Below are 14649 nucleotides of genomic sequence, written 5' to 3' on the forward strand. Positions count from 1 at the left end.
CTCCGTCCGGCGGACGGAGCCGATCATGCGTGCCCCGGATTGCAGGGCAAGCGTTGTTTTAGTGTGCGTCCTTCTTCGCGCCGGACGACTTCTTGCCGGGCTTCGCCGCGGGCGGCGGAGCGTCGGCGCGCGTGTCGTCCTGCTTCGCGTCTGCTGCCGCCTTGGCGGCCTTGCCGTCGGGTTTGGCCTTGCCGTCGGCGTCCGGTTTCGCGTCCTTCGTATCCTTCGCTTCAGGCGCGGCGAGCGTGTTGAACTTCACTTCGTCGCTGTCCTTGTCGTAGTCGACCTCGCACTTGTCGCCCGATTTCAGCCGGTCGGCGAGGATCTCCTTCGCGAGCCGCGTCTCGATCGTCTGGCGGATCTGGCGTTTCAGTTCGCGCGCGCCGAATTCCGGCTGGTAGCCGACTTCGGTCAGGTGGTCGACGAGCGAGCTGCCCATCACGAGCGTGATGTCCTGCGCGGCGGCGGTACGCACCACGCGATCGAGCTGGATCTGCACGATCGAGCGGATGTTGTCCTTCGACAGCGCGTGGAAGACGATCACCTCGTCGATCCGGTTCAGGAACTCGGGCCGGAAATGCCCCTTCAGCACCTGCATCAGTTCCTCGCGGATCGCCTTGTCGGTCTTGCGCGCGGCTTCCGGCTGCGTGAGATTGTCCATGATGATCGCCGCGCCGAGGTTGCTGGTCGCGATGATGATCGTGTTGCTGAAATCGACCACGCGGCCCTTGCCGTCGGTGAGACGCCCGTCGTCGAACACCTGCAGCAGCACGTTGTAGACGTCCGGATGCGCCTTCTCGATCTCGTCGAGCAGGATCACGCTGTACGGGCGGCGCCGCACACGCTCGGTGAGCTGGCCGCCTTCGTCGTAGCCGACGTAGCCGGGCGGCGCGCCGATCAGCCGCGCGACCGCGTGGCGCTCCATGTATTCGGACATGTCGATGCGGATGATCGCCTGCTCGTCGCCGAACACGGTCTCGGCCAGCGCCTTCGCGAGCTCGGTCTTGCCGACCCCCGTCGGCCCGAGGAACAGGAACGTCGCGATCGGCCGGTGGGTCTGGCCGAGCCCGGCGCGCGACAGCCGCACGGCATCGCTGACGGCGACCACCGCATCGCTCTGGCCGACCACGCGCTCGCGCAACTGCTCTTCCATCTTCAGCAGCTTCTGGCGTTCTTCCTGCGTGAGTTCGGACACGGGGATGCCGGTGAGCCGCGACACGACCTCGGCCACCGATTCGACGGTCACTTCGAGCGTCTCCGAGCCGGTCTTGCGCTGCCACGCCTCCATCATCTCGTCCACGGCCTTCTGCTTCGCATTGATCTGCTCTTCGAACTGCTTCGCTTCGTCGAAGCGCTTGCGCGAGGTCGCGTAGTCCTGCTCGCGCTTCAGTTGCGCGATCTGCGCTTCGCCTTCCTGAATGTCGACCGGGCGCGAGGTCGCGCCGATCCGCACGCGCGCGGCGGCCTGGTCGATCAGGTCGATCGCCTTGTCGGGCAGGAAGCGCGACGTGATGTAGCGGTCGGCGAACTCGGCGGCCGCGACGAACGCGTCGTCGGCGAACGTCACCTGGTGGTGCGCCTCGAGGCTGTCGCGCAGCCCGCGCAGGATCACGATCGTCTGCTCGACGCTCGGCTCCGGCACGAACACGGGCTGGAAGCGGCGTTCGAGCGCGGCGTCCTTCTCGATGTACTTCTGGTATTCGTTGAGCGTCGTCGCGCCGATCAGGCTCAGCTCGCCGCGCGCGAGCGCGGGCTTCAGCACGTTCGCGATGTCGAGGCCGCCTTCGCCGCCGCCCTGGCCCGCGCCGACGATCGTATGCAGCTCGTCGATGAACAGGATCAGTTCGTCCTGCTTCGCGGTCACCTCGTCGATCAGCTGCTTCGCGCGTTCCTCGAATTCGCCGCGATACTTCGCGCCGGCCACCATCGAGTTGATGTTGACTTCGACGAGCCGCTTGTCGCGCAGCACCTCGGGCACGTCGCCGTTGACGATCCGCTGCGCGAGGCCCTCGACGATCGCCGTCTTGCCGACGCCCGGCTCGCCGATCAGCACCGGGTTGTTCTTCTTGCGGCGCGCGAGCACCTCGATCGTGCTCTCGATTTCCTGCGCGCGGCCGAGCACCGGATCGAGCTTGCCCTGGCGCGCGATCGCGGTGAGGTCGCGGCCGAACTTGTCGAGATTCGGCGTGCCGGTCGGCGCATCGACGCGGCCGTCCTCCGCGCCCTTGCCGACCACTTTCACGACCTTCTGGCGCAGCGCCTCGGGCGTCACGCCGTATTTCTTCAGCAGCGTGCCGGCGACGCTGTCCGGCACCGATGCGAGCCCGATCAGCAGGTGTTCGGGGCCGATGTACGAGTGGCCGAGATCGCGCGACGCCTGGAACGCGTACTGCACGGCCTTCTTCACGCGCGGCGAGATCGACAGCTTGTCGAGCGGCGCATCGGGGTCGGCCGTGCCGGTGTGCGCATGCGCGTCGATGTACGACTTGATGTCCTCCGGCGACAGCTTCAGCTCCTTCAGCAGCGCGGCGCACACGTCGGTGTCCGCGAGCGCGTACAGCAGGTGTTCGGAATCGAGCTCGCTGCGGCGCAGTTCATGCGCCTTCTCGGCCGCGCGCTGCAGCAGTTCGAGCGTCTGTTCGCTGAATGCGTCGGTCGGGTCGACCGATTCGCGCGGAATCTCCGCGGCGAGCGGCGAGTCGTCGCCGAGGCCGCCGAACAGCGACGACGGTCCGCCACCGCCCAGCAGCGAATCGAACGGATTCAGCATGCTCTGATGCCGCATCAGCTGTCGGAAGTGGTAATCGCAGATCGAGATCGTCTTGCGCTCGCCGTCCTGCATCACGGTGGCGCGCGCGACGGCCGGCCGGGCGTGACAGATATCGCAAAGTGCGGGCATGGTGGTCTGGCTCCTGTCGGTGAAGGTGGGTCGAAGGGTGAAGCCCGATGCGGTGCGGCGCTCGCGCGTCCCGATCGCGACCGCACGACGCGCACGGCACACACCGCGGCGGCGCGCGTGCCGCACCGGTGCGATCGCGCAGCGCGCGCCGGCGTGGCGTACGGTCGCGGTCGGGGCGGGAGGCGCGAGCGCTGAGAGGAGCCCACGGCATCGCTTCGACTGCGTTCAAAATAGCGAATCGGCGCGGGCCATCCAAGACACAGTTCCCTGCCGGGCCGGCCGTGAATTGCACCCTCACATGGGCGTGCGATCCGGCGCCAAGGAGTACAGACGCGCACGCGCGCGGCGGCGCGGGCATGCGCGGCGCGTACGGCTTGCGATGGAAGGGGACAGCAAGGGGTGGCGCGCGAACGGGGCGAGGTGCGACATCGGCGCGCAGGGCGCAGGCAGCCGGCAAACGGGGGAGACGGGACGCAGGACGCGACGCAAGCCGGTGCGCGACGCGCGGGGCTGGCGCGAAGCGGTTACGGCCGGCTCCGCACGCACCGCAGCCGATGCGTGCCGGGGGGGCGGCGAGGGCGAAGACGGGTTGCACGGTACGCGCCGGACATCGCGCAACCGTGGTGAACCGCGATCAGTCCGACAGATTCATCGCGAGCCGTTGCCGGGCGATCTGCTTCACGTCGGCCGACAGCGCCGCATTCTGCAGACCATTGGCCCAGACGGAGAACGAATCCTCGATCAGGTTGCGCGTGTCGGGCGGCAGCTCGGCCAGCATCAGCGACACGACGGTAAACAGCACGGCGGTGTCGCCGGCCTGGCTGCCCGCATTCGCGTCGACCGTCTGCTTCAGGGTAGCGACGGACGCCTGCAGCGCCTGTAATGCGTCATTCGATTCGCTCATGACATCCTCCATGCAAGATGGGCTGGATCGGCGACGAACCCGCGGCCGGCGGTGCGGGCGTCGCGCGCGACGCCCGGGCGGGCATCGCGCGCCGGCAACCGCGCTCAGGCGGCCGCGTTGCCCTGCGGCGCCACGGCCACCGATGCTTCGCTCGTCAGCATCAGGAACGTGAACGTTTCGCGCAGGTACAGGCGGACGCCCTTGTCGGTGTGGCTCGTGTAGCCGATCGACACGTCTTCCCCGAGGTGCAGCTCGTAATCGCCGCCGCGCGTGGACAGCACGCAGCCGCCGCTGATCGCCGGCGCCCAGATGATCTCGCCGCTGACGATGCGTTTGATATGGCCGAGGACCGGATAGCCCTGGTCGCGCGCTTCGCTGAGCGCGGTGTATGCGTCCGAACCGAGCACGACCGAGTACGGGCCGTCGACGCCGGCGAGGCGCAGCGCTTCCAGCGCGTCGCTGATCGCGTCCGGATAGGCGCCGACGTCGGCCGGCAGCGTGAGCCGGCGGTTCGACGTGCCTTCGCGGATGCCGACGATGCCGGCTGCCGGGTAGCCGTCGAAGATTGCGTTGTCTTCGGCGAATGCGAGCCGCTGCGCGGCTTCCTTCGCCGGCTGCCAGTCGGCGTCGCGCGCGCCGCGCTCGACGCTGTCGATCGCGTCGCGGCTCAGCTCGAACGGCACCGTCAGCTCGACGATGGTGCGTACTTCGCGCAACCGTGCGTTCACGAGTTCGCGCGGCGCGGCGACATCGAGCAGGTGCCCGGTGCCGACGGCCGACAGCTCGGGGCCTGCGGGGCCCTCGACGTCGACGACGCGGCGGCCGGCCACCGAGCGCTTGAAGGTGCGCGCCACTTCCTCCTCGATTTGTTCCCAGGCGGCCGACGAGATCGGCGCGAGTTCGCGATGCAGGTTATTCATAGGTCGGGGTTCCTTTCAGCGAGCCGATGTTCAGCGAGCCGTCGCGATGCGGTGCGGCAGGCGCGGACGGCGTGGATTCCGGTTGGGTGGCTTCGGCGGGCGGCGCCGGGCGGTCGGCGAGCGCTTCGAGCAGGTCGGCCGACGGCACGAAGAACAGCGAGCCGGTGACCGCGCGGCTGTAGTCGAGCAGGCGGTCGTAGTTGCCCGGCGGGCGGCCGACGAACATGTTCTCGAGCATCTGCTCGATCGGCGCCGGCGAGCGCGCATAGCCGATGAAATAAGTGCCGAATTCGCCGGCGCCCGGGCGCCCGAACGGCATGTTGTCGCGCAGGATCTTCACTTCCCGGCCGCCTTCGTCGAGCGTGGTCAGCGAGCTGTGCGAGCACGACGGCTTCACGTCCGGCGCGAGCTCGATGTCGGACAATTTGGTGCGGCCGATGATGCGCTCCTGCGTTTCGACCGCGAGCGCGTTCCAGCCGGCCATGTCGTGCAGGTACTTCTGCACGAGCACGTAGCTGCCGCCCGCGAATTCGGCGTCCTCGTCGCCGATCACCGTGAAGTCGACCGCCTCGCGGCCTTCCGGGTTCTCGGTGCCGTCGACGAAGCCGATCATCGCGCGCTGGTCGAAATTGCGGAAGCCGTGCACCTCGTCGACGACCGTGACCGCGTCGCCGAGCGCATTGAGCAATTGCGTCGCCAGTTCGAAGCACAGATCCATCGCTTCGGCGCGGATGTGCAGCAGGATGTCGCCGGGCGTCGCGACCGCGACGCGCTGGCCGGCGCCGAATTCGCGGAACGGATGCAGCGATGCGGGGCGCGGCTCGCCGAACAGCGTATCCCATGCGTCGGAGCCGAAGCCGCACACGCAGGTGAGGTTGCCGCCCGGTACGCGCTTGCCGACCGAGCGCACCAGCGCGGCGATGTCGCCGCACCACGAACGGATCGTGTCGGCGTGATCGGCGCCGGGATTGATCGTCGCCACGAGAAAGATCGCGCTGCGCGTGATCGTGCTGTGAACGGCCTGGGAGAGCGGGGGAGGAGTGGTCTGCATTGCGGCCTGCCGGTCAGTCATGTCGGGACGGACGGGCCGCGGTAGCCGCGGCGCGCGAAGGCGAACGGTTGAACTGTGTCATGCGACTGTTCTCTGTGCTTTGTGACATGCGGATGAAGGACGTTGCGCGGGCATCGCGCAACGGGCCGCAGCGGCGGCGGCCGGCCCCCGGGGCGCGAAGGGGAGGCAGGCGGGGTGGCCGCGCGTTCGCCCGGCGCGTAAGGCTGGCCGCACCGCGTAACGTCGTCGAGCATGCAATCTAGCAGCTTCGGCGGGTCTTTGGAACACGTATCGACGATCTGTCATTCGAATGGATCAAACCGGGCCGGGTTTTGTGCGGCGCCCGCTCAGCTGTACTCCTGGCGCCCGCGGCGCTGTGCTCTTGAGCGGGTGTGTCGCGTGCAGTAGATTAGGTTTCGCTCCGCGCGACCACGGCCATCATGATGAACCTTTTGGAAGCGATGCGTATTTTCGGTGCAATCGTCGAGCATGGCGGGCTGTCCGGCGCGGCGTCCGAACTGAGGCTCGACGTCGCGCAGGTCGGCGCGCGGCTCGATGGGCTCGAACGCTATCTCGGCTGCCGGTTGTTGCTGGACCGCTCGGGCGACGCGGTCGCATGCACCGAGGCCGGCGTCGCGTTTTACGCGTGTTGCCGGCGCACGCTGTCCGCGGTCGCGCAGGCGACCGGCGCGAGCGGAGCCGGTGCGTGCGCAACGGTTTCCCGTTCGCCCGTCGCGGGCTTGCCGTTGCCCGAAACCACTCGCTGCAGCGACGGAGCATCGATCGCCGCGCCCACGACACTACACCGGTTAACGCGTTGAATACGTCCACTGCATCCACCGATACGACCGCCGAGCGCATCCGTCGCCGCTTCGGCCATTTCCTTCACGCGGCCGAGCTCGCCGGGCTGGTCGTGATCGGGCTGGCGACCGCGTTCGCGATGGCGCAGGAAGCGTGGAAGGTCGTGCTCGCGGGCGAGGTGTCGCTGACCGACCTGCTGCTGATGTTCCTGTATCTGGAGGTGCTCGCGATGGACCTGCGCTACCTGCGGCTCGGCCGGCTGCCGGTGCGGTTTCCGCTGTTCATCGCGATGACGTCGCTCGCGCGCGACCTGATCCTGCGCGGCGCGACGGACAGCCCCGAGCGGATGCTGATGACGACCTTCGGGATCGTGCTGCTCGCGGTCGGCGTGCTGATCCTGAGCTTCGGCCAGCATCGCTTTCCGGCGGACGTCGACGACGTCGAGGACGACGTGCATGTCCGCAAGTAACGCGACCCGGGCGGCATTCGAAGCGAACCCCGGCGCGCCGTGCGCGGTGCGGCGGTCTCCCCATCATTCCATCGAGCGAGGTGTCGCATGACCAGGCAATTGATCGTCGCCGTGTTCGGCAGCGTCGAGACGGCCCGCCAGGCCGCGAACGATTTCGAGGCACTGTCGGAGAAGAACGAAGGATTCCACATCGAGAACGGCGTCGTCGTCGAGAAGGACGCGAACGGCAAGCTCGCGGTGCTCGACGCCGAATCGCGGCCGTTCAAGGGCGGCGTGATCGGCGCGATCGCGGGCGGCTTGCTCGGGCTGCTCGCCGGGCCGCTCGGCGTGGTGACCGGCATGGCGGCCGGCGCGGGCGCGGGCATTCTCGCGCAAGCGGCCGGCAATGCGCTGCTCGACGGCACGTTCGTCGAGACGGTTGCGGCGCGGCTCGTGCCGGGCAGCGTCGCGGTCATTCTCGAGGCGAAGGAGGACACGCCGTTCTCGGTCGACAACGTCGTGACGGGATTCGGCGGCAAGGTCTTTCGCCAGACGCTCGACTGAGCCCGCTCTTTTCGAACCGATTCGGGAGAACCGCATGCGCATCGATCAATCGTATCGCCGCTTCGACATCGCGGCGACGCTGTCGCCGCTGCCCGGCAACCGCGCGATCGCGAGCGTCGACGTGACGACCGACGATCCGGGCCGCCTCGCCGATCTCGGCACCGGCCAGTTCCTGCAGATCCGCAAGTGGCTCGAGTCGAACGACGTCGCGTTGCTGACGGTGGTGTTCGACGAGTGCAAGGTCGCGATCGACCACTACGCGGACAACGTCGACGACGCTTGAGTGCGAGCAGGCCCGCGCGTGGCCGGGCTTCGCTTCGCCGGCGCTTCCTCTGCTACCGCAATACATCATGACGTGCGCCGGACGAACGGCTGCCGTGCGAGCGCGCGCGGCCGCGCCGTCGCGTTCGCATCATCTGTTCACCACGCCGGCCGGATTTGACGTTTCCTCGCCAAACTGTCACTTACATTCGTCGAAATGACGCAGTAGGATGCCGAACCTTGTCTTGATGAGATTCGCATTGCTATCCGCCTTCAATTTCGATAACGGACGAGGTTCCAGCCGGGACACCCGCCTCCGGCGACGGCTATCCGGCTTCGTGCGTCGGCGCGGCGGTGCCGCCCATGCGGCGCACGCCGGTTCATCGCTGGCGGGGCGAGGCGGATGAAGCTCTACGAGAAATTTGCGAACGACGTAGAGCGACTCATTCGGCAAGGCGTATATCGACACGGCGACCGTGTGCCGTCGGTGCGGCAGGCGAGCCAGCAGCACCGGATCAGCATCACGACCGTGCTGCATGCGTATCTGCTGCTGGAAAGCCGCGGGCTGCTCGAAAGCCGGCCGCAGTCGGGCTATTTCGTGAACCTGCGGCGCGACGACGGCCACGCGCCGGTGCGCGAGCTGCGGCCGTCGAAGCCGATCGCGATCTCGTCGTCGGTGGACGTGAGCCGGCTCGTGCTGTCGACGCTGCGCTCGATCGGCACGGACGACGCGGTGCCGCTCGGCTCGCCGTACCCGGACCCGAGCCTGTTTCCGTTCGAGAAGCTGAACCGCTACGCGTATGCGGCTGGCCGCGACAAGTCGCTGTGGGGCGTGACCGACGGGCTGCCGCCGGGCCATCCGCGGCTGATCCGGCAGATCGCGCGCCGCTACCTTGAAAACGGGATGTCGGTGGACCCGAACGAGATCATCGTGACGGTCGGTGCGACGGAGGCGATCAACCTGTGCCTGCAGGCGGTGGCGAGGCCGGGCGACACGATCGCGGTGGAGTCGCCGACGTTCTACGCGATGCTGCACGCGATCGAGCGGATGGGGATGAAGGCGATCGAAGTGGCCACACACCCGGAATACGGGATCGACATCGCGGCGCTGGCCGCGATCGCGAAATCGCAGCCGATCGCCGCGTGCATGGTGATGCCGAACTTCCAGAACCCGCTGGGTTTCCAGATGCCGGACGAGCGCAAGCGCGAACTGGTGGCGTTCGCAACGAAAGCCGACCTGCCGATCATCGAGAACGGCGTGTACAACGAACTGTATTTCGGCAACATGCATCCGAGCACGCTGAAGTCGTTCGATCGCCATGACATCGTGCTGCATTGCGCGTCGTTCTCTAAGAGCCTGACGGCCGCGTACCGGATCGGCTGGGCGCTGCCGGGCCGCTACCGCGAGCAGGTCGAGAAGCTGAAGTTCCTGAATACGCTGGCGACGCCGTCGTTGCCGCAGCTCGCGATCGCGGAGTTTCTCGAACGCGACGGCTACGAACATCACCTGCGGCGGGTTCGCAAGGCGTATGCGCAGCAGGCGAACCTGATGCGCGCGATGGTGTCGCGGTTCTTTCCGGAAGGCACGCGCATTTCGAGCCCGGCAGGCGGGTACGTGCTGTGGGTCGAGCTGCCCGCGCAGGTCGATGCGATGCGGCTGTACCAGCTCGCGCTGGAGCAGGGGATCACGATCGGGCCCGGCTACATGTTTTCGATCGCGGATACTTACCGGAACTTCATCCGGTTGAACTACAGCAGCCCGTGGTCGCCCGAGATCGAGCGCGCGGTCGTCACCGTCGGCAAGCTCGCCGCATCCTGCATCGACTGACCGCGCCGCGGCGCGCGGCGCGACGTCATGTCAGCCGGTACGACTGCGCGCCGGTGCCCGCGAGCGTGCCGCCGTCGACGATCAGGTATTCGTTGCGGATCGGCCTGCCGTCGAACCAGCATTGCAGGATTTCCAGCGTGCCGGCCGCATAGCGCGCCTGCGCGGACAACGACGTGCCGGAGATGTGCGGTGTCATCCCGTTGAACGGCATCGCGCGCCACGGGTGATCGGCCGGCGCCGGCTGCGGAAACCATACGTCGCCGCCATAGCCGGCGAGATGGCCGGACGTGAGCGCATTCACGACCGCGTCGCGGTCGACCAGCTTCGCGCGCGCGGTGTTGATCAGGTACGCGCCGCGCTTCATCCGCGCGATCATCGCCGCGTCGAACAGGTGCTCGGTCGACGGGTACAGCGGAATCTGCAGGTTGACGATATCGACGGCGCTCGCGAGCGACGCCACATCGGCGTGATACGTGAGCGCGAGCGCCTGCTCGATCGATGCATCGAGCCGGTGGCGCTGCGTGTAGTGCAGTTGCAGGCCGAACGGCTGCAGCCGGAGCAGCACGGCGAGACCGATGCGACCCGCGCCGACCGTGCCGAAATGCATCCCTTCGACGTCGTAGCTGCGCGACACGCAGTCGGCGATGTTCCAGCCGCCCTGCTGCGCGACCGCATGCGACGGCAGATAGTTGCGCACCAGCGCGAGCGTCGTCATCACCACGTGCTCGGCGACGCTGATGCTGTTCGAGCCGGTGACTTCGGCAACCGTGATGCGCGCGCGTGCGGCGGCGTCCAGATCGACGTGATCGGAGCCGATGCCGGCCGTCAGCGCGAGCTTGAGCTTCGGCGCGCGGGCGATGCGTTCCGCGCTCAGGTACGCGGGCCAGAACGGCTGCGAAATCACCACGTCCGCTTCGGGCAGCCGGCGCTCGAATTCGGAGTCGGGGCCGTCCTTGTCGCTCGTGACGATCAGCGTATGGCCGTGCGCTTCCATATAGCCGCGCAAGCCGAGCGCGCCGGACACCGAGCCGACGAGTTCGCCGGGCCGGAAGCCGGGCGGGCCGGCCGGCGTCGGCGCGGTTTGACCGTCCGCGTAGTGCGTGATGACCGGGATCGTGTCGCGCACGTAGCGCGGCGGATAGCCGTCGACGGGATCGGGGTAGAGCACGCACAGGACGGTAGCCATCGGGTAGTGCTCCTTTGAAAGGTGAAGGCGGCACGCGGCTTGCGCGGGTCGCGCCGTGCCCGTCGCAGGCGGCCGCCGTGGTGCGCCGCAACGTTGATCACGTTCTACGCCGGTCGCGGATCGCGTACAAGCTACAGTCCGCGTTTGCGTGCGCTGCGGGGCGTCTGTACCTGTTCTTTTCAGGAGGGATGGCGATAATGGGATCGTTACCTGACTTTTCGGGAGCCACGTCATGACTGGAAGCGATGCGTCCTCACGCCCCGATCTCACGCAAGGGATCGCGCTCGACGATCTCGCCGACGGCGCGATGATCGAGGGCCATGTCGGCGACGCGGCGGTGCTGCTCGTGCGCCGTGCCGACGAACTGTTCGCGGTGGGCGCGCAATGCCCGCACTACGGCGGGCCGCTGGCCCAGGGCCTGCTGGTCGGCGACACGATTCGCTGTCCGTGGCATCACGCGGCGTTCTGCCTGCGCACCGGCGAGATGGAGCGCGCGCCGGCGCTCGACGGGCTGCCGTGCTGGCGCGTCGAGCGGCGCGACGGCCGCGCGGTCGTAGTCGATGCGCGGCCGGCCGCCGTGCCGCCTGCGCTGAAGGAAACCGGGCTGCCCACGTCGGTCGTGATCGTCGGCGGCGGCGCCGCCGCGATCGCAGCCGCGGTGACGCTGCGGCAGGAAGGCTATCCGCACGCGATCACGCTGCTGAGCGCCGATGTCGATCCGCCGTACGACCGGCCGAATCTGTCGAAGGATTACCTCGCGGGCACGGCGGAAGCCGACTGGTTGCCGCTGCGCGCGCCGTCGTTCTATGCCGGGCAGCGGATCGACGTGCGCTGCAATACGCGGGTCACGCGCATCGATCCCGCTCAGCGGTCGGTCGAGCTGGCCGACGGCAGCCGTATCGAATACGGCGCGCTGCTGCTCGCGACCGGCGCCGAGCCGAACCGCCTGAACGTGCCCGGCGCCGATCTGCCGCACGTCCGTACGCTGCGCTCGCGCGCCGATTGCGATGCGCTGATCGCGAAGCTGAAAACCGCGCGCCGCTGCGTGGTGGTCGGCGCGAGCTTCATCGGCCTCGAAGCGGCTGCCGCGTTGCGTACACGCGGGCTCGACGTGCACGTCGTCGCGCCCGATCCGCATCCGATGGGCCGCGTGCTCGGCGACGCGCTCGGCGACACGATCAAGGCGCTGCACGAAGCGCACGGCGTGGTGTTCCATCTCGGCGCGACGCCCGCGCGGATCGGGCCGGACAGCGTGACGCTGTCGAGTGGCGACGTCCTGCCGGCCGACGTCGTGCTGGTGGGGATCGGCGTGCATCCGAACGTCGAACTCGCGCAGGACGCCGGGCTCGCGGTCGAACGCGGCGTGACGGTCGACCGCTTCCTGCAGACGAGTGCGGCCGGCATCTACGCGGCCGGCGATATCGCGCGCTGGCCCGATCCGCTGACGGGCGAGCGGATTCGCGTCGAGCACTGGGTCGTCGCCGAGCGGCAGGGCATCGTCGCGGCGCGCAACCTGCTCGGCCAGCAGCGGCCGTTCGACGCGGTGCCGTTTTTCTGGAGTCAGCATTACGACCTGACGCTCCGCTATGTCGGGCATGCGGAGCAATGGGATCGCGTCGAGATTGACGGCGACCTCGGCGCGCACGACTGCTCGATCGCGTACTGGCGTGGCAACACGCGGCTCGCGGTCGTGACGATAGCTCGCGATCTCGACAACCTGAAGGCCGAAGCGGCGCTCGAGCGGCAGAGGGCTTCCGCATGAAAGCAGCATGACGACACCCACCGAACCTTGAATGGAGGCGAAATGAACCCTGACGTCCGTGCCCGTTTCGAAACCGAGTTTGCGCCGCGCATCGCGACGCGCTTGCGCGGCCTGTACCAGCCTGGCGAAGTGAGGGTCGACGTCGTGCCGCACGACGGGCAGGGCAGCCCGACCTGCGTCGACGTGATCGGCCTCACGTCGACGGTCGGCTTGCCGAACCGGTTGAACGCGCGGCTCGCGTGGCGCGACGATGCGATCGCCGGTCTGCTGGCCGAGCCCGACCACAGCCGCTTCGATCGCTATCTCGCGGTGCTGCCGGTCACGATCGAGCGGTGGCAGATGGAGTTGCCGGTCGATTTCAGCAGCCGGACGCAGCGCGATCGCGAGATCCTGATCGGCGACCTCGATTTCGATGCGTGACGGGCATCGCGCGATGTCGGCCGATGGCGTGCGGCGCGAACCGCGCGCGGTTACCGGTCGCGCGTCCGGATGATCACGCGCCCCTGGTCGATGCCGCCGCGCAGCGCCTCGTCGCACGTCAGCCATTCCGGCGTGACGAGTTCGGGCGCGGGCAGGTCGACGGGCGCGCCGTCGCGGAAGATCCGTACCTGCGCGACCCACGCGCCGTTCGCGTTGCGCGTCGCGTCGACGCGAATCTCGTGACCCATGAAAGTGTCGGTGGCTTGCATCGAACGGGGCCCTCCGTCGTGAATGAACGTGGTGCGTGGATCGTATCAGCATGGCGTGCGCCGCGCATCGAAAATGAACCGGCGTGTGCGTGTCACGTGCCGCGCGAGACGGGAGCGACCTTGTGTCCTTCGACCTGACCTTTTCCATCAAGGTGTTCGCGGCGCTGTTCGCGATCATGAACCCGATCGCGAACATTCCGGTGTTCCTGTCGCTGACCGAAGGCGCGGCGGACGGCGTGCGTCGCAAGGTCGCGCTGACGGCCGCGATCGGCGTGACGGTCGGCTGCATCGTGTCGGCGGTGGCGGGCGGCGCGATCCTGCACGTGTTCGGCTTGACGATCGACGATTTCCGGCTCGCGGGCGGGCTGCTGGTGCTGTTGATCGCGTTGTCGATGCTGCATGGTGCGCCGAGCCGCCAGCATGCGCCGGGCGCCGACGAAGGCGCCGATCCGGCGGCGGCCGACAGCGTCGCGATCTATCCGCTGACGATCCCGTTGCTGGTCGGCCCCGGCACGATCGCGACGATGATCGTGCTCGGGCACGGTGCCGTCGCGACCGGGCAGGAGTTCGCGTTCGTGCTCGGGCTGGCCGCATTTCTCGTGCTGCTGGCCGTGTCGCTGCTGTCGGCGCCGTTGATCGGCCACTACCTGTCGCCGCGCGTGACGGCCGTCACGCAGCGCCTGATGGGGATGATTCTCGCGGCGATCGCGATGCAGATGATCGTCGCGAGCCTGAAAGCCGCGTTCGGGCTGCCGCATTGAGCGCGCCCGTTCGGATTGCATGGAGTCGCTGATGAACACGCTGATCGTGTTGTCCTATCCCGATCTCGACGCGGCGCGTCGCGCGCTGGCCGAACTCGACACGCTGCGCGACCGGCACGTCGTCGCGCTCGCGGGTGTCGTGATCGTCGAGTGCTCGACTGACGGACAGTTGCGCACGCATGCAGTCGATCCGGGTCGCGTGTCGTCCGGATCGCTGCTCGACAGCGTGGTCGCGCATATCGAATCGTCGCTCGACGCGTGGCGCGAGCGGCCGGTGGACGATGCGCTGACCGACCGCGTCGCGCGCAAGGCGCACCCGGGCACCGTGTCGCTCGGGCTGGCCGCGACGCAGCTCGACATCTACGCACTGAGCGCGGCGTTCGCGCCGCTGGGCGGCGAAGTGACCGACACGACGCTGTCGATCGACGACGAACTGAAGCTCGTCGAAGCGATCTCGAACGCGGGCGACGGCAGCGGCGAGCACGGCCCGGCGACGGACTGACGCGCCGGCCCTTCCCGACAGCGAAGCCTTTCCCGTCTGCTCTCCAATGGCGCGCCGCGCGCGCTCCACAGGC

At 68.3% G+C, this 14649-nt stretch carries 15 protein-coding genes; 9 read left to right on the forward strand and 6 right to left on the reverse strand.

Annotated elements, in window-relative coordinates:
* Positions 1–58 precede the first annotated feature (58 nt).
* The 4 genes from SY91_RS33135 to SY91_RS33150 form a co-directional block, all read right to left on the reverse strand.
* Positions 59–2899: an ATP-dependent Clp protease ATP-binding subunit gene (locus SY91_RS33135; protein ID WP_105798449.1), complete on the reverse strand. Its 2841-nt coding sequence runs from the start codon at positions 2897–2899 to the stop codon at positions 59–61.
* Between the two features lie 634 nt (positions 2900–3533).
* Positions 3534–3803 (reverse strand): hypothetical protein, encoded by a 270-nt coding sequence (locus SY91_RS33140; protein ID WP_027812234.1) that lies wholly within the window; start codon positions 3801–3803, stop codon positions 3534–3536.
* A 104-nt stretch (positions 3804–3907) separates the two neighbouring features.
* Positions 3908–4723: a family 1 encapsulin nanocompartment shell protein gene (locus tag SY91_RS33145; RefSeq protein ID WP_006481296.1), complete on the reverse strand. Its 816-nt coding sequence runs from the start codon at positions 4721–4723 to the stop codon at positions 3908–3910.
* The gene (locus SY91_RS33150) at positions 4716–5795 is read right to left on the reverse strand and encodes a Dyp-type peroxidase (RefSeq protein ID WP_124478291.1); all 1080 of its coding nucleotides are present in this window, start codon (positions 5793–5795) and stop codon (positions 4716–4718) included. The genes SY91_RS33145 and SY91_RS33150 overlap by 8 nt, the downstream gene beginning before the upstream one ends.
* A 422-nt stretch (positions 5796–6217) precedes the next feature.
* Between SY91_RS33150 and SY91_RS33155 the strand changes: the two genes are divergently transcribed.
* From SY91_RS33155 to SY91_RS33175, 5 genes are all read left to right on the forward strand, one after another.
* The gene (locus SY91_RS33155) at positions 6218–6595 is read left to right on the forward strand and encodes a LysR family transcriptional regulator (protein WP_034175610.1); all 378 of its coding nucleotides are present in this window, start codon (positions 6218–6220) and stop codon (positions 6593–6595) included.
* Entirely contained in the window at positions 6592–7044 is a 453-nt protein-coding gene (locus SY91_RS33160; protein ID WP_027813452.1) for a phosphate-starvation-inducible protein PsiE, read from the forward strand. Before SY91_RS33155 ends, SY91_RS33160 begins: the two co-directional genes overlap by 4 nt.
* Before the next feature lie 87 nt (positions 7045–7131).
* Positions 7132–7587: a DUF1269 domain-containing protein gene (locus SY91_RS33165; protein WP_034175496.1), complete on the forward strand. Its 456-nt coding sequence runs from the start codon at positions 7132–7134 to the stop codon at positions 7585–7587.
* 34 nt (positions 7588–7621) lie between these two features.
* Positions 7622–7870, forward strand: a complete 249-nt coding sequence (locus SY91_RS33170; RefSeq protein ID WP_006481293.1) for a hypothetical protein — start codon at positions 7622–7624, stop codon at positions 7868–7870.
* 381 nt (positions 7871–8251) lie between these two features.
* A complete protein-coding gene (locus tag SY91_RS33175; RefSeq protein ID WP_185921474.1) occupies positions 8252–9676 on the forward strand; it encodes a PLP-dependent aminotransferase family protein in 1425 nt (474 codons plus the stop codon).
* A 25-nt stretch (positions 9677–9701) separates the two neighbouring features.
* On the opposite strand, the gene SY91_RS33180 is transcribed toward SY91_RS33175, so the two are convergent.
* Entirely contained in the window at positions 9702–10862 is a 1161-nt protein-coding gene (locus SY91_RS33180) for an NAD-dependent formate dehydrogenase (protein WP_185921475.1), read from the reverse strand.
* 232 nt (positions 10863–11094) lie between these two features.
* Here SY91_RS33180 and SY91_RS33185 point away from each other — a divergent pair, with 232 nt between their 5' ends.
* Positions 11095–12624: an FAD-dependent oxidoreductase gene (locus SY91_RS33185; protein WP_185921476.1), complete on the forward strand. Its 1530-nt coding sequence runs from the start codon at positions 11095–11097 to the stop codon at positions 12622–12624.
* A 42-nt stretch (positions 12625–12666) separates the two neighbouring features.
* Positions 12667–13044, forward strand: coding sequence for a DUF5594 family protein (locus SY91_RS33190; protein WP_011545599.1), 378 nt, complete (start codon positions 12667–12669; stop codon positions 13042–13044).
* Between the two features lie 50 nt (positions 13045–13094).
* Here SY91_RS33190 and SY91_RS33195 read toward each other — a convergent pair whose 3' ends face one another.
* The gene (locus tag SY91_RS33195; protein WP_006481288.1) at positions 13095–13313 is read right to left on the reverse strand and encodes a DUF6566 family protein; all 219 of its coding nucleotides are present in this window, start codon (positions 13311–13313) and stop codon (positions 13095–13097) included.
* Positions 13314–13435: 122 nt separating this feature from the next.
* On the opposite strand from SY91_RS33195, the gene SY91_RS33200 reads away from it, so the two are divergent.
* Both SY91_RS33200 and SY91_RS33205 read left to right on the forward strand, forming a co-directional pair.
* Complete coding sequence (locus SY91_RS33200) at positions 13436–14074, forward strand: MarC family protein (protein WP_105798174.1); 639 nt, start codon at positions 13436–13438, stop codon at positions 14072–14074.
* A gap of 31 nt (positions 14075–14105) precedes the next feature.
* Positions 14106–14576 (forward strand): hypothetical protein, encoded by a 471-nt coding sequence (locus tag SY91_RS33205; RefSeq protein ID WP_124591901.1) that lies wholly within the window; start codon positions 14106–14108, stop codon positions 14574–14576.
* Positions 14577–14649 lie beyond the last annotated feature (73 nt).

This window comes from Burkholderia cenocepacia (assembly GCF_014211915.1).
Lineage (GTDB): Bacteria > Pseudomonadota > Gammaproteobacteria > Burkholderiales > Burkholderiaceae > Burkholderia > Burkholderia orbicola.